Origin of the sequence: Gloeocapsa sp. PCC 7428 (assembly GCF_000317555.1) — a bacterium.
GTDB lineage: Bacteria > Cyanobacteriota > Cyanobacteriia > Cyanobacteriales > Chroococcidiopsidaceae > Chroogloeocystis.
The window spans coordinates 2,451,686-2,470,575 of sequence record NC_019745.1; the positions used below are offsets into that span (position 1 = coordinate 2,451,686).

The window sequence follows — 18,890 nt, forward strand, 5'->3', positions numbered from 1 at the left end:
CACAAAGTTAACTGAGTATAAATACTCAACTTTGAAGTTCACTTTCTAGTTCAACTGGAACCTTCGGAGGCACTCCATCCCTAGACAGACACGACAGAACTTGCCGCGTATCGTTCTATATTTATCGCTGCGTTCAAATCTCTATCGATACTGAAATTACACTCACCACAGTAGTATGTTCTTTCAGCCAACGATAGAGATTCTTTTACGCAACCACAATTAGAACAAGTTTTGCTACTTCCAAACCATCTATCGATAACAATTAGCTTGCTACCATAGAGTTTACATTTATAGTCAAGCTGTCTACGGAATTCGTAAAATCCCATATCAGCAATAGCTTTAGCTAGCTTATAATTAGCTAGCATTCCTGATACATTCAAATCCTCAATCCCAACTACAGCGTGGTTTTTGCTTAAGTATGTAGTGAGTTTATGTAATGTATCTTTACGGATGTTGGCTATACGTGCGTGTGCTTTCGCTAGTTTAGTTACAGCCTTAGCTCTATTGTTAGAACCTTTTACCTTGCGGCTAACTTCACGTTGCAGTTTACCTAATTTTTTCTCAGCTTTACGGTAGGACTTAGCACCATCAATCACTTTACCTGTAGATAATACAGCCAAAGCTTTAATACCTAAATCTACACCAACTATATCTGAGCTAGTAGTGGTTAGTTCTTCAGCTTCAATCTTAAAGCTAATAAACCATTTGTCAGCCTGTCTAGTAATAGTTACATTCTTAACTAAGTCGAGTTGAGGTAATCTTTCATAAGTTTTAACCACACCAATAATAGGTATTTTGATTTTATTACTACTTAGTATTTTGATAGAGCCATCTAGAGTGAAACTATCATGCTTGCCTTTCTTCTTAAATTGAGGTACACCAGATATTTTCTTAAAGCACCTATCCCAGGCTTCTCTTAATTGACGTAATGCATATTGAGGAGCGCACTTACTGACTTCATAGTACCAAGGTTTATCCTTCTTACGTATTGCAACTAACCACTTATGTAATTCAATAGCTGAAGGAAACTTTATTTTATTAGTTGGGTTAGCTTTATTGTGGTCTAGTATTTCTTTAACTAAACCATTCGCCCAATTATAAGCATCCCTAGCTGTACCTGCGTGTTTAGCTACTAAGGTTCGCTGTTTATTATTTAATATAAGACAGGTCTTAAAACCTAATAACATTAATTTTTCTTCCTTCGTTCGGCTGAACGGCGACCATATATCTTGGCACTAAAAGAAGACATTAATGACAACATATCATGGGAAACTATGTACAAGTTGTGCTAAGTTTGTGTAAGTATTTATTTAACAGTTCATACTCCCTAAATCCCTCACTGGTGAGGGACTTTGAATAGATTGGAAGCTTCCCAGAATTGGGAAGCCGCTATTCTCATGCAAGAGTATCTCCTGTTGTAGCAAGTGGCGTCGAACTGACGTGGGTTGAGGGCAATCAGGAGTGACTCAGCAACACCGAAATTGTTGTTTTGATTAGCTTCTGACTTCGATCTGACTACTCGCTTGCGGATTCTCCCGCTTGACACGCTGATTAGTATGATAAGAACGTCCTAGACCAGCTGTAAGCTCGTAGTTATAAGCTAGGAGCTTTAGCCATAAAGCTGGATAACGCGGCTCTAACCAAGGTTGTATTTGACGCAGCAAGCTAGGAAACCAACTACTGAGTAAAGCACTGATTACGGCAGCCAAGCCAAAGTTAAGATAGTTACCAAGCCATCGCCAAAGATCTTTTGTTCCAGCTAAATCCCAAATCCACAAGACCTGAGAAGGATTTTTTCTGGCGGCTTTCAACGCTAAGCGATTAAAGGTTAACCAGTCTACTCGATCTTTAATAAAAGTATCAGCGACTTCTAGCGGTTCATCGGTCAATAAGCCAAAGAAAGTATTTAACATCGAGTTGATGCGCTGCGGTGGCAAAAACCTACCCGTGGGAACCATCATACCTTTGGAAAACAGCCAAGTAACAGCAACATTGCTTTGGTAAGCACGGATTTGATTAAGGTGGTGAAATTTGAGTAAGTCGTGCTTGAGGGCAGTATCTACCAGCGTCGTCAAACGTTCGAGGTTGCGGATTAAAGAACCAAAGCCAGTAAAGACTAAAGGTGATTGCAGTGATGCAGCATCACCGATCGCAATCAGTCGGTCAAACGCAACTGTGCGATCGCGGCTACTCGTACTAAAGTGTCCTGGAATATAACCAAATGTTGCTTTTTTCCAAACCAGCTGATCCATGTCGCAGCGGCGGTACTCAGGCAGAATTGTAAAAAAGTCTTCATACATTTCAAGTAACGAGCCAGGATTTGTTGCATTTACCTGATGGTAATGAAATAGATAAATGGCAATGTCGTCGCCTGCACCTGGAAATAATTCCCAAATTAGCTGTCGTCCGCGCGAGATATCGCCATGACTATTTAAAACATCGCCGTAGTGCGCATCCCACACCTCTGGGGCAAAACCGCCAGAAATGACCGCCCCGACTGTCGGGCAGACACTATCAAACGCTCGTCCGCCGTTTAACTGCCACGCGATCGGGGATGCTGTTCCCATCGCATCTACAAGTAAGCGTCCCGTTGCTTCTGTCTCGTGATTTGTAGATAAACACTTGACTTTTACTGTTAAATGTGTATCTGCTATCACCGCGTTGAGAAATTCCGTCTCATCCCAAATTTCTCCCCCAGCCGCTTGTAACTTTTCGCCACACATCCGCAATAGCTTTTCAGCATCGAGCGCAACGTTTAATACAGTGGGAGTGTGTAAAACAGACGATCTCAGATGATTTGGGTTATTGCCGTCGAAAAACTTATTAAATCCGTCTTTGTACTCGCGCGCAATCAGGCTTTCACACTCAACTGCGGTAAACAAACCCAAGTTAATTAAGCTTTGAAGTTCGGCGCGGGAAATGTTCCATTCGCGATTCATTCGCCCAAACGGTAAGCGCTCGATTAACAACACTTTGTACCCTAACTGTGCCATCACCGCCGCATGAATAACGCCTAATGCGCCACCTACATAAATCAAGTCATAAGTGGGTGTTGAGGGCTGTTGCTCGGTACCAACTTGCTTGAAAATAACTTGCTGGGGCTGTTGGGGATTGCGGACACCTTCGCGCCATCGTTTCTCCCACCAATAAGCACGTGTCAAGTCATACTCTCCTTGGGGAAATTTCTGAAAAAACTTGACAGTCAAAGGATAATAGGAAGCTAGCGCAGCAAAAATTGATTGATTGCCAATTTCGGGGGGTTCGGGGTAATTGTGCGGAAATTGAACTCGTAGTTGTGCTACCAGGCGTTGCAGAATTTGCTTTTCATTTGGGAAAGCGCGATCGCCCCAGCGAAATACTTTAAGATACGTTGTCCGCTGCACAGACCAAACAAAAACGGAGAGTTCACAAGGCAGTTGATCTTCTGAAGGATCTGAAATAAACGTTACCGGAGATAAATTTTGGGGCATTCTTAGACGTAGCCCTTCAGGAGTAATAATTTTTTCTCCTTTTTCCGGTACCCATGCCGTTTGCAGCCAGCTACAGACAGCCGCTGTATCTGGTGTGGGAATTTCTATGTAAACAAGTTCTCTCATTTTGCTGATCTTAACTCCGAGTTAATTATTTATGCAGATAGAGTTGACAAAATCACAATTTGCGCTAAACTTCCCCATACAGTTAACTGAGAATTTCTTTAAGAAAGTTTACAATCTAACTAAGTTTATTAAAGTAGTTCCTATTTGTGTAAAAACCCGCTATGCATTATCCCATTCCTGCGAGTCCTGAAGAAATTGCCGATCTACGCCAAAGACCTGTAGACGAAGAATTAGTCGCAGCCGCGATCGCTGGCGTAATTACAATTGTCCGCGCTCAAGGTCAATCATTAGAACAATTGACGGCTCAAGTGCTAGCCGACGATAGTTTACTCGATGTCCAGCAACGACGCTGGTTAAGTGATGTAGTTGCTCAAGCTTGGGAGAGTTTTTCCTAAACTGGGAAAAGACGATTTGAGTAAAACGTAGTAAATGCGATCGCAACTAATTTCGCTAGTATTCCGAATCAGAGTAGTCGGACTTTTACTAGCGGGCGGCTCGTTATGGGTATTTGCCCAAATTGCGGATGAGGTTTTAGAAAAAGAGAGCTATGCCCTCGATACCAGATTTTTGCTAGCGATTCAACGAATACACAATCCGTGGCTCGATCGCGCGATGGTTGTGACAACATTTCTAGGCGATCCCATAGTGTTGTTTGTGATTTGCTTAGTTATAGGAATTTGGTTATACAAACAGCATCATTCCCAAGCAATCACATTAGGAATAGCAGCAATTGGTGCGGTACTTCTTAACTATTTGCTCAAACAACTGTTTACAAGAGCAAGACCAGCTTTATGGGAACGCATCATTAACGTAAGAAACTATAGCTTTCCCAGCGGTCATGCAATGGTGTCACTTGTAATTTATGGTGTTATTGGTTACATTTTGACGAATTACTTCCCGCAACATCGAAAATTAATAACGAGCTTAACAGTTGTACTCGTTATTTTAATCGGCTTTAGTCGAATGTATCTTGGCGTTCACTGGCCAACCGATGTGGCTGCTGGATATGCAGCAGGCTTAGTATGGCTAATTGCGTGTATCCTTAGCTTGCGAGTTTGGCGTCAACGTCGAGCCCGCCGCTACGCTCAGGCTGCAAAAGATTCAGTATCTTCTCATCGATAAAACACGCCAAAAATTTTCGGAAATATCCCAAGGTCTTCTGTAGTTACTCCTTAGTGTTGATATAACGTCAGTTCGACGAAGAAAAGCTAGCAGTTGAAACCACTCGGTTTAAGCAACGCTGATTTTGCTTGTCAAGCCGCGATTTTAATCGCCAGACATCCCGTCGAATTCACGTTCATATTGCGTCTTTGCCAGCATCAGCAACATTATCATACTCAACAGGTGAGCGCTGCTATGAAGAGAAGGAGTACCGCAAAAGACGGCTTGAGAAATAATATTGAGTACTATGTTTTAACGCACTTCAAGTGGTTTTGGAACTTAGTACAAAAAAACAATTACCTCAAACGCAAAATCAATAAATTCCTCATCAACAACGCCATTTATAAAATTCCGACTCGTCCGTATCCCTTCAGCACAATGGCACCTTATACATCATGGGATTCGTTAACCGATAGAAGATATAGCGGACGACATTTACCTCCCGTTGAGCGAGATTACGAGAAATTACCATCACCGGAAGCGATCGCCGAAAATTTATTTTTGCGTAAAGGTAACGCAATTTTATCTCCCAAATCTACGCTGTTGTTTTCTTACTTTGCGCAGTGGTTTACTGATGGTTTTTTACGGACTGATAGAAATAATAACCTAAAAAATACTTCTAATCATGAAATTGATATCAGCCCACTGTATGGATTAAATCAAAATATTACTAATATTTTAAGACTGCATCAAGGAGGTAAGTTACGCTATCAAACAATCAATGGTGAAGACTATCCTCTTTACTACTTTGAAAACGGACAAGTCAGGGAAGAATTTAAAGACTTACCTGCACCAATTTTTCGGGAAGAATGGACGACTCCAGCGCAGAAGAACCACCTATTTGCCATGGGTAACGAACGCGGTAACGTTCAGATTGGCTATGTAATGATGAATACCCTGTTTCTAAGGGAACATAATCGTATCTGTGATGTTTTGGCACAAGCGTATAAGGATTGGGATGACGAACGACTCTTTCAAACCGCGAGAAATATTGTTATTGTCTTGCTGATTAAAATTGTGATTGAAGAGTATATCAATCACATCACTCCGTATCACTTCAAGTTCATTCTCGATCCCACTGCATTTACAAACGAAAAGTGGTATCGCCAAAATTGGATGACAGTAGAGTTCAACTTATTGTATCGCTGGCACAGTCTTGTACCAGATAAAGTTGTGCTAGATAACGAAGAAATTCCTATAGCAAAAACACAATGGAATAATGATTTAATTACAGATAAAGGCTTAGGAATACTATTCGACGCTGCCTCTAAGCAACCTGCTGGCGATATTGGCTTGCACAACACTCCTCACTTTATTCTTAACACTGACGCCAACAGTATTAAGTTAGGGCGCGACACCAAATTAGCAAGTTACAACGACTACAGAGAAATGTGCAAGTTTCCCAGAGTGACCAACTTCAATCAAATCACAGAAGATGAAGGAACGCAAAAGGATCTTAAAGCCTTATACGGTCATGTTGATAACATTGAATATTACGTAGGACTGTTTGCGGAAGATACACGCCCAAATTCTGCTTTGTCTCCTTTGATTGGCAGACTTGTCGGTATTGATGCCTTTTCGCAAGCGTTGACGAATCCTTTACTTGCGGAAAACGTGTTTAACGAAAAAACCTTCTCTCCGATTGGAATGAAAATTATTCAAGATACTCAAAGTCTTGCAGAGATCCTGCATCGTAATATTCCATCAACAGATAAGCGCTTTCTGGTTTCGATGACACAAGTGAACTGAAGCCGATGCTATCGAGTTTGCACTTTTGATGTTGGCTTGAGAAATAGCCAACTGACGAAAAAGAAGGATGCGGTAAATAACTGAATAATATCTATTGCCGATAAGTAACCATCGGAAAATGAAGCAATGGTTCTATCGGTGATACCAAACAGCCACGAGGATATCCCCAATAGCCATATTCCATTTTTGAGGTTTCCTAGGAAGATCGTCGCATCCGCTGATTGCTGATTGTTCATAAATTTGACGCCTTACGGTCAATTAACGCTCTTGTTGCATGGTTCAGGAGTCAGCAGGATTGTGATCCTCGTTACTCGCTTTGCCTCCTCAGGTTAAGAAATATTTCATTTGTCCGCCATTAACCTAAAGAAGTATTTCATAAACTTGACAAAAAGGCACTTTGTAGCATTATTGACAAAGTGGGGTAAAGCCGTGTGAATTGGCGTTCTTAGAGCATTAATCAGTTAAGTATGCAAGGTTTGTGACACAAAGAAACACACTTTAAGGGGAATTTATTATTTTTGATAAATCTATAGAAAGGTAGAAGACAATCAGTGTCATCTATTAAAAGAAAGATAAGCAATTGCTGTCGTCAATACCTGACATATTTGCGATCGCAGCCAATTCTTCCTGGAGGTACTACTTTTCCAGGGCAAAGCTCAGTTGAATAAGAATGTGGTTAACAATAAATAATAAATGACAGCAGTTGAGCTAAATAATTTGCCTAAGACAGCTTCAGCAGTGCGATCGCCGCAACCGAATCTTGGTTTAGTATGTGTCACCTTTTCTAAAGAAGTCCGCTTCCGCACAATTACGCGTACGCGTTATCTCACACTCAGTGAAAGCCAACGGGAAAGCACGCTCAAAGATATTTACACTGATAATCTTAACCGCCTTCACAAAGCGCTTTCGTTTTGTCAGCAACACAACATCAAGCTTTACCGCGCTTCCTCAAGTTTATTTCCCTTGAATGATTGGGAAGATCAAATCGGCGCACAAGTTTTAGAACAAATGCGCGATGAGTTGGGTAAAATCGGACAACGTGCCGCAGAATTAGGAATTCGGATCGTGCTGCATCCCGATCAGTACGTTGTATTAAGTTCCGATTCCCCTAGCGTTGTGCAATCAAGTATGCAAATTTTGCAACGGCATTCACAAGATTTAGACTTATTAGGATTACCGCGATCGCATTGGTCATTAATGAATATTCATGGTGGTAAAGCGCAACGTCCAGAACAACTTATTCAAGTTGTGAACGACTTACCAGCGGAAATCAAAAGCCGTTTAACGTTTGAGAACGATGAATATGCTTATAGCGCTAGGGAAATTTTAGAAGTGTGTCAACGTACGGGCGTACCCATGGTGTTTGACGCGCATCATCATATTTGTCATGAAAAATTAAGTAGCTACGAAGATCCCTCAGTTGCAGAAATGTTTTATGCAGCGCGCGACACTTGGGAAAATCCCGATTGGCAATTGGTGCATATTTCCAACGGCGAAACTGCTTTTAACGATCGCAAGCACAGTAACTTAATTACAACAATGCCAAGCGTCTACCGCGAAGCCCCCTGGATCGAAGTTGAAGCCAAAGCCAAAGAAGACGCGATCGCCCTATTACAAAAAGAGTGGTTAGTGGCTAGTTATGAGTGTTGAGCGTTGAATTAGAGTGAAAGAGTAGGTAGTGGCGAGTTAGGACTTTTCAATATCAAAACCTTACCTATTACCCATTACCAATTATCAATCCTAATCAAGCCGAATGTTCCTGTGCTTACAGTAAATAGTATGAATAAGATGAAAAATTAAAGCATAGTAGATAGTTGAATGGCGATCGCAATTGATTTTGGTACGAGTAACACTTGCATAGCGCGTTGGAACCCCATAACGCAAAAGCCAGAAACAATCAGTTTAGCGGGGCTTTCGGTACAACAAGGGTTAAATCCGCCTTTGGTTCCGAGTTTGGTGTATGTGGAAGATGCAGCCCAAAAAAAGGTCATTGTCGGACAAGCGGTACGCGATCGCGGACTTGATCTTACAAGTAACCCGCGATTTTTCCGCAGCTTCAAACGCGGAATTGGTAGCGACATTCAAGGATTTCTTCCCGAACTTGATGGCGAGACGATCACTTTTGAGCAAGTCGGACAATGGTTTTTAACACAAATCATCACAACGCTCAATGCAGAAACTCCTGATGTTGCTAATTCTCTCGTGTTGACTGTACCTGTCGATAGCTTTGAGGCTTATCGTTACTGGTTAGGAGCCGTTTGTCAATCGCTAGCAGTCGAACAGGTGCGGCTAATTGATGAACCAACTGCTGCTGCTTTAGGTTATGGTTTAGCCGATCGAGAGAATTTACTCGTTGTTGACTTTGGCGGTGGAACTCTCGATTTATCTTTGGTAAAGCTCGATGGGAGTGGACAATCAGGGCAAAAACCATTAGGCTTTGTGCTGAAATGGGGCGATAAGTTATTTAGCGAAAAATCAGGGCAAAAACCCAAGACGGCGCGGGTACTTGCCAAAGCAGGGCAAAATCTTGGTGGTTCTGATATTGATAATTGGTTAGTTGATTACTTTGCTGCGACGCAGGGTTTAGTTGTCAATTCCTTAACAACACGACTTGCAGAAAAATTAAAGATTCAATTATCAACGCAACCGCAAGCAAGTGAAGTTTACTTTAATGACGAAACCTTTGAAAGTTATCAACTAGAGTTAGACCGTGCGAGTTTAGAAAATATTTTGCAAGAACACGCATTTTTTGAACGATTAGATGAATCAATGATGCAACTTTTGCAACAAGCACGACGACAAGGGCTAGAAGTTGCTGATATTAATGCCGTGTTACTCGTCGGTGGTACAGCACAAATGCCTGCTGTACAAACGTGGATACAACAGTATTTTGATGCGGCAAAAATTCGCTGCGAAAAACCTTTTGAAGCGATCGCACAAGGTGCTTTACAACTCAGTCAAGGAATAGAAATTAAAGATTTTCTTTATCACAGCTATGGCGTGCGCTATTGGGATCGACGCCAAAACGGTCATAAATGGCATCCTCTGATTAAAGCTGGACAACCTTATCCGATGAGCGAGCCAGTAGAACTCGTTTTAGGTGCTTCCGTAGAAAATCAGCCGAGCATTGAATTAATTATCGGCGAACTGGGGCAAGAAACGGGCGGAACCGAAGTTTATTTTGATGGCGATCGCCTCGTGACACGTCGTCTCGACAGCGGACAAAGCCAAGTCAAACCGCTCAACGATCAAGATGGGGCGCGATCAATTGCTCAACTAACGCCGCCAGGTTATCCAGGAAGCGATCGCGTTAAAGTATTATTTCAAGTCGATCAGCAGCGGTTTTTACGTATTACAGTTGAGGATCTATTCACAAATCAAATCTTGTTGCAAAATCAACTTGTTGCTCAATTAAGTTAAGTCAACAATTACTTTAACTTTTTTGTCAAAGTCAACACGTTGGCGATTTATTTAGGCAAGATCAAAAATGTAGGCAATATGCAGTAGAATTTCTACTCATAAAGCCGCAGATAACAAATTTGCTGTTTAAAGTGTAGTTTGCCACCCAATAGAAAGATGGTGTGAAGTGGAGTGCCGGTGGCAGCTACATTCAATCATGAGATTTTTTTTGCTTGGGTACGCAATAGTCAAGACTATTGTATTGAGCTATTAAAAAACAATTTAAAAATTAATTAAATGCTGCAAGGAGGTTCCCCATGGGTAAAGTTGCACTACAGATGGTGGAACAAGCTGGAATTGATGTCAAAGAACTTTTAGACAAGTTAGTCCGCGCCGCGTCAGCAGAGTTTACCACCTACTATTACTACACAATTTTGCGTGCGAATGCGATCGGTTTAGAGGGCGAAGGACTCAAAGAAATTATCGAAGATGCGCGACTTGAAGATCGCAACCACTTTGAAGCACTCGTTCCCCGCATTTACGAGTTAGGCGGTGAGTTACCGCGTGATATTCGTGACTTCGCAAATCTAGCAGCTTGCCCAGATGCTTATCTTCCAGATCGTCGTCATAATAATGGCGATGCTACCCCCCGCGTTGGATTTACAAGTGGCGGCAGCGACGAGTCACAAACCGCAGTTCTCGAAGCTAAACAAGCAGTAGAACAAGGCGATATTCGTCCACTGTTGCAAGTATTAGTCGAAGCGGAGCGGTGTGCAATTCGTGTCTATACTGATATCTGCAACATGACATTTGGTAAAGATCACCGCACGTACGAGTTATCGCTTGCGATTCTCAACGAAGAAATAGAACACGAAGCTTGGTTTAGTGAATTCTTAGGAGAAGGACCATCAGGACACTTCCGGCGAGGTGCGCCAGGAGAATCACCCTATACTTCTAGGTTCTTAGTCGTACCTCACAATCATAGTTAACAACCGTGTGCTACGTCACTGTCGCCACAGTAGACGACATTCCACCAGGGACAACAAAGCTCGTACAAGTAGAAGGTTTACCAATCTTGATCGTCAACGATCGCGGTCAATTTTACGCCTTACAAGGCTTGTGCGGACACCAAAAACTCTCACTTGCAAAAGCTACCGTGTGGCAAGGAATAATCGACTGTCCCTGGCATCATTTTCAATACGATATTCGTACTGGAGAAAACGTTTATCCGCGATGCGTTTATCCTTTAGAAGCTCTACCGCATTTACATCAACAGCTTGAACGATTGTGTACCTATCCCGTGCGCATTGTTGAGCAACACGTGCAGGTAAAAATTGAGCATGAACCACTCAGTATAGCAGGGGTCAGAGATCAGGGTTAAAAGCAAGATAGAGAAAGTCTGAGCCTCGACCATGTCCTAAGCATCTCTTCAGTTGCTATAACAAATGAAATTATCAAGTGTGCCTGCGCACACTTAGTTAGTCTACCCACAGACTTCAGTCTGTAGGCAATTCACGCCAGAGGTTCACTACTATGAACGCTGAAGAACTCCTGAAGCGATACGCCGCAGGAGAACGCTATTTTCCCAACGTCGATCTGAGTCATACATCCTTACAAGAAGTCAATTTAAGTGGTATAGTCCTCAAACGAGCAATTTTAGAGGCTACAGATTTAAGTCGGTCAATTTTAGTGGGAGCCGACTTGAATGGCGTTATTCTCAAACAAGCTACCATGACGGCGACTCGCTTTAACGGCAGTCATTTAGTCGGAGTAGATTTAACCGCAGCCAATTTAACAGGTGCAGATCTTAGTGGTGTCAATTTGTGGCGCGCAAACCTCAACAAAGCAATATTGTGTGAAGCTAACTTAAGCCGCGCCAATTTAGACGAGGCGAACTTGACTGGAGCAGATTTGAGCAAAGCAAACTTGAGTGGAATTCAATTAAGCAAAGCAAATTTAACCGAAGCCGTCATAGTTGATGCTCATTTAAATCGCGCAAATCTTACAGAAACAAAGTTGATGCGATCGCATTTGTGTGGTACGCAACTAGAACGCGCAGAATTGATTGCCAGTGACTTAACCGCCGCTGATTTGAGTAGAGCAAACTTAGAGGGTGCAAACCTGAGTGAAGCTAACTTATCGCAAGCAAATCTGAGTGGGGCAAACTTAACTGGAGTAAATCTACACCGTGCAAATCTGATCGCCGCTAAAGCAATTTTGGCAAATCTGCGCGGAGCCAATTTAGAGCAAGCAGAACTTATCACCACAAACTTAACCGAAGCGGATTTAAGTTGGGCAAACTTGAGTAAAACAAACTTGAGTGGAGCCGACTTGCACCGCGCAATTCTAACGGATGTTAATCTCAATTCGGCAATTCTGCGGGGAGCCAATTTGATCGATGCCAAGCTATTGCAAGTAGAAATGAACAATGTCGATTTGAGTTGGGCGATCGTACCTCGTGTTACGAGTCATTGAATTTTATGAAGTTGCTCCATTAGGGTTTTAGCTTGTTGACTAATCGCTTGCCAATTTCCGGCGGTAACTAAGCGCTTAGGAAATAATTCGCTGGCTAAACCGACAGCGATCGCTCCGGCTGCAATAAAATCGGACGCATTTGCAATCGTCACGCCTCCTGTCGGAATCAATGGTATATGTCCGAGCGGTCCTTGCAAACTTTTAATGTAGCTTGCACCTCCTACCGCTTGGATTGGAAAGACTTTGACGCAACTGGCTCCAGCAGTGTAAGCAGTCATAATTTCTGTGGGTGAGAGCGCGCCAGGAATAATCGGTATATTTTGTTGCACCGCTGCGCGAATCATTGCGGTATCGCAATGCGGGCTGAAAAGAAATTTTGCTCCGGCGGCGATCGCATTTTCTAACTGCGCTAAATCTAGCAGTGTACCCGTACCAATCGTACAGTGGGGTAACTCAGCTTGCAGGCGCGCGATTAAATCTGCACTGCGATCGCTGTTCCACGTGACTTCAATTAACTCAATTCCGCCAGCAGCTACGGCTTTTGCCATTTGATAGCCTTGTTCGTGTTGAATCGCACGAATGACTGCGATCGCCCGATTCTGTTGCACCAAATCTAACCAAGCCTTGATCATAGATAAAACTCATGCTTTCGACGCACAATATGTTGTTTTTGTCAAAAAACAGGCGTCTTTAATTATTTTTCTCTGACACCATAGCGTTACTATCTAAATCTTTTCTGAAAAACTCTCCTCATAAAATTTAAAAATCTTAAATATCAAGACAGTGTATCTTTGTGTCGCCTAATATTTAAGCCTTAAAACGACGTTAAGTCAGTCGTCAGAAGGATGGAGTAAAGCAAAGATATTTTTAGTCTAGGTATTACGTAATATAGAGCAATAGGTAATTAATAGTATGCCGTTGTACAAACTCGAAGACTTCGACCCAAATTATCGAGAAAGCTTCGGTGGCGATGACATTAAGAATTTGAAGCTTTACACCGAAGGAGGAGAAGAAATAGGTGCAGTCATGACTGCCTTAGTTGATGCAGAAGGTCATTTTCGATATTTGGTAATTGCTACAGGCTTCGGGGCTATGGATAAAAAAATCCTACTACCTATAGGACTTTCTCGGATCGACTACAATACAAACCGCGTCACAGTAGATGGTTTAACTAAAGTACAAGTTGAAGGTTTACCAGAATATGATGAACAGTCAACGGTGGAATATGACTACGAAGAGCAAGTGAGAGACGTTTATCGTCCCTTAGTAGCAACAGCGCAAACTAATGATTTAACGAGTTCTACTACTTACAATCGTGATTCATACAGCTATGAAAATGACTCTTCGCTCTACAACTTAAATGAGCAGAATCACCAAACATTAAAGTTATATGAAGAAAGATTAATAGCAAGTAAAAACCGCGTGAAAACAGGCGAAGTCGCCGTTGGTAAACGAATTGAAACTGAAACCGCAAAAGTAGCAATTCCATTAGAAAAAGAGCGCGTTGTTATCGAACGTGTATCTACTACAGAGAGTGGAACTGTAATTCCTGGAGAACTTGACTTTCAGGAAGGTGAGATTGTACGTATTGAAGTGTACGAGGAAACACCGGAGATCCACAAAGAAGCCTTCGTTCGCGAAGAAATTAGAATTAGAAAAATCGTTGAACAAAATACCGTAGAGGCTGAAGAAATAATCCGTCGGGAAGAACTAGACATTGACACCCAAGGTCAACCTAATATTAACCAAACAAATACAATTCATAATGACACTATCTAAACCGCATGGTGTGAAATTAGACTAAGAATTTTATTTGTTTCTACTTCACTAAGCTACAGGTTTTTCTCCAAGTTTCCTACTAGTTAGGAAATTTGGAGTTTAATTTATAATTCACTCGCAAGAATGATGAATGAAATATAATCTTTAGTATAGTCTTCCATAAGGAATACTAAAATATGCGGAAGTTAAAGAGATTGTGCTAATTATCCGCGCCCAATCCCAAAAACTAAAATTAATTTTTTATAAGCTTCATCTTGTTACATCACTTAGCAATAAGTTTAAAAAATATCTATCACTAGTAAGCTTTTTATAAATTCTATTTCATTCGATAGGAAGATGGATGATTATTAGAAACTACCTATATTAGAAGCTATGTAATGCAAGGTTGAGGAATCATTTGTATGGCACTTCTAAAAATTAGTGACTTTGACCCAGACTATCGCGAAGCCTTTGATGGTAATGATGTTAAAGGAATGAGCGTATATGCGCAGGGATCTGATGAAAAGATCGGTACAGTAAGCGACGTTTTAGTAGACGAAGAAGGTAATTTTCGTTATTTTATAGTTGATTTAGGCTTCTGGATTTTTGGTAAGAAAGTATTAATGCCTGTCGGTCGTTCGCGGATTGACTATGGTGCAGACCGCGTGTACGCAGTAGGAATGACAAGAGAACAAGCAGAAAACTTGCCAGAATTCGATGAAAATATGGCAGTTGATTACGACTACGAAGAGCGCGTTCGCGGCGTATATCGCGGCCAAACTGCTACCGCTGAGATTCCTTTAGAAGGAGCACCATTAGATACAGCAGCAACTGTTGGTATGGCAGCCCCTGCTCCTAGACCGACCTACACCCGCGACACCTACGATTACAAGTACGATGAAGATTTGTACAATCTTAAGGAAGACGCAAATCAAAATCTCAAGCTTTATCAAGAGCGTTTAGTTGCTAATAAAGTACGCAGGAAAGCTGGCGAAGTTTCCATCGGTAAGCGTGTAGAAACAGAAACTGCTCAGGTTTCTATTCCCATCGAGAAAGAGCGCGTAGTTATTGAAAGAGTATCCCCCACAGACGCTGGTAGAGCGGTTGATCCTAGTCAAGTAAGATTTGGTGAAGGTGAAACAACTCGTGTAGAACTCTACGAAGAAACTCCAGAAGTACGCAAGGAAGCGTTTGTTCGTGAAGAAGTTCGAGTGAGAAAAGAGGTAGATCAAGAGACAGTTCAAGCTCAAGAAACAATCCGTCGTGAAGAGTTAGAAATTCATAACGAAGGAACAGTTGTTGAGAACCAAGACCGCTTACCCAATGACCGCATCTAAATAAAGTTTCACTTTTACGCTTTGTGGCTTAAAGTTTAAGCGGTAGGAAAGTAGGGGTTAAAAATAAATTAATATCCCCTACTTTTAGTTTTTAAAAATATTAAAAATCTAAGATGAAATAGTCTGTTTTGAGTAATAGTCAAAAAAAATATGTAAAGCAAAATGAATAACCAAAAGTTTTTACTCAGAGATGAATCTATGCAAAGCCATAACCGTATAGATGCACTACTGGAAAAACTAAAGAGTAAGTTAAGTAACTTCGTTGTTTTAAATAACCAAGGCAAAAAATTTGCTACGGTGATAGATCTAAAACTAGATAAAAATAAACAAATTAATTTAGTTTTATTGTTAAAAGATTTACAAAAGACTCATCCAGTTTTATTAGTAAGTAAGTTGGTTCAGAAAATAGATCCAATAAATAAGACTGTTTTGGTAAATATCAGTCCAGCTGAAAGTGAAAATTTACCACAATGTACAGCTACAGGAAGATCGACAATGGAATTTCCAGAAAATAATAATAATCCCGTTCCACCTGTAAATACAACAGAGTACACTGCTGTGACACCAAGTAGCAGTGAAACTCGTGAAGGTGCAGTCGTGGTTGAGTCTACATCAAGTAGCTCAGAAGGATTAGCAGATGAAATTATTCGCTTGCTTGGCGAAAGAGTCATTGTTGACCGCAACAAACGTAAAGTTGGCGAGGTCATTGTCCGTAAAGAAATAGAAACTCGGATGGTAGAAATTCCTGTAAGACGGGAAAAACTCATTGTTGAACAAGTCAGTCCAGAGCGCAAACAACTTGCAGAAATAGAACTAGGACAACAAGAACTGACGGGAATTGAGTTGCGCGAAGGAGAAGCAAACCAATTAACACAATCATTTGGTACAAGAATAGGAGCGATTAATGGTTTGACAGTAAGTGGGGAATTTGATTCACCTAAAATTGCTAGCTTATTATTGAATGCGATCGCACTCGAACGCCGTCAAGGATGCAAAAAAGTGCGCATAGAAATTGTTGTCGAAGACGCTGAACGCCAAAAAACCTATCAAGAATGGTTCGAGCGTGCTTCGGGTAAAGCAAAAGCTGAAGCTTCGTAGATTTTTTAGAATTATTAATTTAGACGGGACAGGATGTATATCTTGTCCTATTTTTGTGACGAATAAGATTATTTAAAGAGTATTGTTATTAATGTCCTAATTGTATTATTTGAGAGGATGTCTGAGCAGTAATACCATTTCACTAAATAAAAACGACAAATTATTTCTCCTCTGCCCACGCCACTCGCCTCAACGGGGTGAACCCCCGCACGGCGCAGGCTCCTGAAGCTGCCTATTTGTAGTAACTTCAAAGTGACATGGTATAAGATGCTGGAGATAGCCCCCTAAATCCCCCAAAATTGGGGAACTTGGACTTTGTTTATGTAGTGGCGAATTCATCCGCACTCGCATCGATACTGCATATCCAATACAAAAAAATAAGGGTAATTCTAGTTAGTTCTAAAATTACCCTAAGTTAATTAAATTAAATTTCTAGCTTGTTAGCTAATGTAGCTGCTGTAAATTAAGCGAAAGCAGCAGTTTTAACATCGCTATTGGCTAGTAGTTCTTGCAATTCTTCAGCGTCTACAGTTTCTTTATCAATCAGCATTTGTGCTAGCTGATCGAGAATGTGACGGTTACTGACAAGAACTTCCTTTGCACGGCGATAAGCAACTTCTACTAATTCACGAACTTCGTCATCAATTGCTGCTGCTGTTTCTTCTGAGAAATCGCGTTCAGCAACGATATCGCGACCAAGGAACATATTGCCTTGTTGACGACCTAAGGCGACAGGACCTAAGCGATCGCTCATCCCAAAGCGCGTTACCATCTGACGTGCAACGCGAGCCACTTGCTGTAAGTCATTAGAAGCACCTGTTGTGACTTCTTCCTCACCAAAGATGATTTCTTCCGCAATACGACCGCCCAAAGCTACCGCCATTTGGTTTTCTAGGTAGGAACGGCTGTAAAGTCCTGTTTCCATGCGGTCTTCACTTGGGGTAAACCAAGTTAAACCACCGGCGCGACCGCGCGGAATAATGCTAATTTTCTGTACAGGGTCGTAATCAGGCATTAAAGCACCAACCAACGCATGACCAGCTTCGTGGTAGGCTACTAAAGTTTTGCGCTTTTCGCTCATCACGCGGTCTTTCTTCTCTGGACCTGCCAAAACGCGGTCGATCGCATCGTTGACTTCATCCATCGAAATTTCCGTTAGGTTGCGGCGTGCGGCTAAAATCGCGGCTTCGTTCAACAAGTTCGATAAATCTGCACCTGTAAAGCCAGGAGTACGACGCGCAATCTTTTCGACATCAACATCCTTCGCTAAAGTCTTACCACGCGCGTGAACTTTCAGAATTTCAACTCTTCCAGCGTAGTCAGGACGATCGACAACAACTTGACGGTCAAAACGACCTGGGCGCAATAATGCAGCATCAAGGACATCAGGACGGTTCGTTGCTGCGATGATGATAATACCTGTGTTCCCCTCAAAACCATCCATTTCGGTCAGTAACTGGTTGAGGGTTTGTTCGCGTTCGTCGTTACCGCCGCCTAAGCCAGCACCGCGCTGACGACCAACAGCGTCAATTTCATCGATAAACACGATACAAGGTGCGTTAGCTTTCGCTTGTTCAAACAAGTCGCGCACGCGGGAAGCACCAACACCCACGAACATTTCGACGAATTCTGAACCTGAGATCGAGAAGAACGGAACGCCGGCTTCTCCCGCAACTGCACGCGCGAGTAGAGTTTTACCCGTTCCTGGAGGTCCTACAAGCAGCACGCCTTTAGGAATTTTTGCCCCGACTGCGGTGAAGCGGTCAGCATTTTTCAGAAAGTCTACAACTTCGTTGAGTTCTAGCTTGGCTTGATCGATACCTGCAACGTCACCAAAGGTTACTTGGGTTTGTGGTTCCATCTGAACTCTGGCTTTGGATTTACCAAAGTTCATCGCTTGGCTACCAGGACCATTTTGCGCGCGCCGCAGTAAGAAAAATAAACCAACTAAAAGTAGTGCTGGTACAAATAAACTGCTTAATGCCCTAAACCAGAAGCCATCATCGGTTTGTGGCAAAACAGAGATATCTACTTGATTTCTAGTCAGAATATTGATTAAGTCAGGGTCGTTTGGTAAGTTTACGACTCGTTTTTCACCGTCTAGAGGTGTGACTAAGGCTCGCGTGCGGTCTGCACTTAAGCTAACTCGCTCAACTCTGCCTTGTTCTACTTCTTGAATAAATTGACTGTAACGCCATGTCTCTCGACTTTGGGGTTGTCTATCGAAGAACGCTGTTCCTAGCGCAACGACAACAACCGCAAGCAGTGCGTACAGCCCCGCGTTTCTCCACCGTTTATTCACCGAGGTCAATCCTCC

The 18,890-nt window shown here is 42.1% G+C and carries 16 protein-coding genes; 11 read left to right on the forward strand and 5 right to left on the reverse strand.

The genetic code is table 11. The features are described from left to right. Window positions 1–80: 80 nt before the first annotated feature. Both GLO7428_RS10710 and GLO7428_RS10715 read right to left on the reverse strand, forming a co-directional pair. The gene (locus tag GLO7428_RS10710) at window positions 81–1,187 is read right to left on the reverse strand and encodes an RNA-guided endonuclease TnpB family protein (protein WP_015188567.1); all 1,107 of its coding nucleotides are present in this window, start codon (window positions 1,185–1,187) and stop codon (window positions 81–83) included. A gap of 306 nt (window positions 1,188–1,493) precedes the next feature. Next, window positions 1,494–3,596, reverse strand: coding sequence for an NAD(P)/FAD-dependent oxidoreductase (locus GLO7428_RS10715; protein ID WP_015188568.1), 2,103 nt, complete (start codon window positions 3,594–3,596; stop codon window positions 1,494–1,496). Between the two features lie 161 nt (window positions 3,597–3,757). Between GLO7428_RS10715 and GLO7428_RS10720 the strand changes: the two genes are divergently transcribed. From GLO7428_RS10720 to GLO7428_RS10730, 3 genes are all read left to right on the forward strand, one after another. Continuing rightward, complete coding sequence (locus GLO7428_RS10720) at window positions 3,758–3,991, forward strand: hypothetical protein (RefSeq protein WP_015188569.1); 234 nt, start codon at window positions 3,758–3,760, stop codon at window positions 3,989–3,991. A gap of 34 nt (window positions 3,992–4,025) precedes the next feature. Beyond that, window positions 4,026–4,718, forward strand: a complete 693-nt coding sequence (locus GLO7428_RS10725; protein ID WP_015188570.1) for a phosphatase PAP2 family protein — start codon at window positions 4,026–4,028, stop codon at window positions 4,716–4,718. Window positions 4,719–4,952: 234 nt separating this feature from the next. Further along, the gene (locus GLO7428_RS10730) at window positions 4,953–6,506 is read left to right on the forward strand and encodes a peroxidase family protein (RefSeq protein WP_015188571.1); all 1,554 of its coding nucleotides are present in this window, start codon (window positions 4,953–4,955) and stop codon (window positions 6,504–6,506) included. A gap of 8 nt (window positions 6,507–6,514) precedes the next feature. On the opposite strand, the gene GLO7428_RS10735 is transcribed toward GLO7428_RS10730, so the two are convergent. Next, on the reverse strand, window positions 6,515–6,742 hold the full coding sequence (locus GLO7428_RS10735; RefSeq protein ID WP_015188572.1) for a hypothetical protein: 228 nt from the start codon (window positions 6,740–6,742) through the stop codon (window positions 6,515–6,517). 457 nt (window positions 6,743–7,199) lie between these two features. Between GLO7428_RS10735 and uvsE the strand changes: the two genes are divergently transcribed. The 5 genes from uvsE to GLO7428_RS10760 all read left to right on the forward strand — a co-directional run bounded on the left by uvsE (window position 7,200) and on the right by GLO7428_RS10760 (window position 12,380). Beyond that, window positions 7,200–8,156, forward strand: a complete 957-nt coding sequence (gene uvsE / locus GLO7428_RS10740; RefSeq protein ID WP_015188573.1) for a UV DNA damage repair endonuclease UvsE — start codon at window positions 7,200–7,202, stop codon at window positions 8,154–8,156. A gap of 168 nt (window positions 8,157–8,324) precedes the next feature. Further along, entirely contained in the window at window positions 8,325–9,926 is a 1,602-nt protein-coding gene (locus GLO7428_RS10745) for an Hsp70 family protein (RefSeq protein WP_015188574.1), read from the forward strand. 296 nt (window positions 9,927–10,222) lie between these two features. Beyond that, entirely contained in the window at window positions 10,223–10,894 is a 672-nt protein-coding gene (locus tag GLO7428_RS10750) for a ferritin-like domain-containing protein (RefSeq protein WP_015188575.1), read from the forward strand. Window positions 10,895–10,899: 5 nt separating this feature from the next. Continuing rightward, window positions 10,900–11,286 carry a Rieske 2Fe-2S domain-containing protein gene (locus GLO7428_RS10755; RefSeq protein ID WP_015188576.1) on the forward strand — a complete coding sequence of 129 codons (387 nt, stop codon included), beginning with the start codon at window positions 10,900–10,902 and terminating at the stop codon, window positions 11,284–11,286. Window positions 11,287–11,438: 152 nt separating this feature from the next. Next, entirely contained in the window at window positions 11,439–12,380 is a 942-nt protein-coding gene (locus GLO7428_RS10760; protein ID WP_015188577.1) for a pentapeptide repeat-containing protein, read from the forward strand. Here GLO7428_RS10760 and GLO7428_RS10765 read toward each other — a convergent pair. After that, window positions 12,374–13,012, reverse strand: a complete 639-nt coding sequence (locus GLO7428_RS10765; protein WP_015188578.1) for a bifunctional 4-hydroxy-2-oxoglutarate aldolase/2-dehydro-3-deoxy-phosphogluconate aldolase — start codon at window positions 13,010–13,012, stop codon at window positions 12,374–12,376. The two genes, GLO7428_RS10760 and GLO7428_RS10765, sit on opposite strands and share 7 nt — an antisense overlap. Before the next feature lie 280 nt (window positions 13,013–13,292). On the opposite strand from GLO7428_RS10765, the gene GLO7428_RS10770 reads away from it, so the two are divergent. The 3 genes from GLO7428_RS10770 to GLO7428_RS28460 all read left to right on the forward strand — a co-directional run bounded on the left by GLO7428_RS10770 (window position 13,293) and on the right by GLO7428_RS28460 (window position 16,573). Continuing rightward, window positions 13,293–14,159, forward strand: a complete 867-nt coding sequence (locus tag GLO7428_RS10770) for a DUF2382 domain-containing protein (protein ID WP_015188579.1) — start codon at window positions 13,293–13,295, stop codon at window positions 14,157–14,159. A 401-nt stretch (window positions 14,160–14,560) separates the two neighbouring features. After that, window positions 14,561–15,475, forward strand: coding sequence for a DUF2382 domain-containing protein (locus GLO7428_RS10775; protein ID WP_015188580.1), 915 nt, complete (start codon window positions 14,561–14,563; stop codon window positions 15,473–15,475). Between the two features lie 495 nt (window positions 15,476–15,970). Further along, entirely contained in the window at window positions 15,971–16,573 is a 603-nt protein-coding gene (locus GLO7428_RS28460; RefSeq protein ID WP_196797498.1) for a DUF2382 domain-containing protein, read from the forward strand. A gap of 463 nt (window positions 16,574–17,036) precedes the next feature. On the opposite strand, the gene ftsH3 is transcribed toward GLO7428_RS28460, so the two are convergent. Next, window positions 17,037–18,875, reverse strand: a complete 1,839-nt coding sequence (gene ftsH3 / locus GLO7428_RS10785) for an ATP-dependent zinc metalloprotease FtsH3 (protein ID WP_015188582.1) — start codon at window positions 18,873–18,875, stop codon at window positions 17,037–17,039. Between the last annotated feature and the right edge of the window lie 15 nt (window positions 18,876–18,890).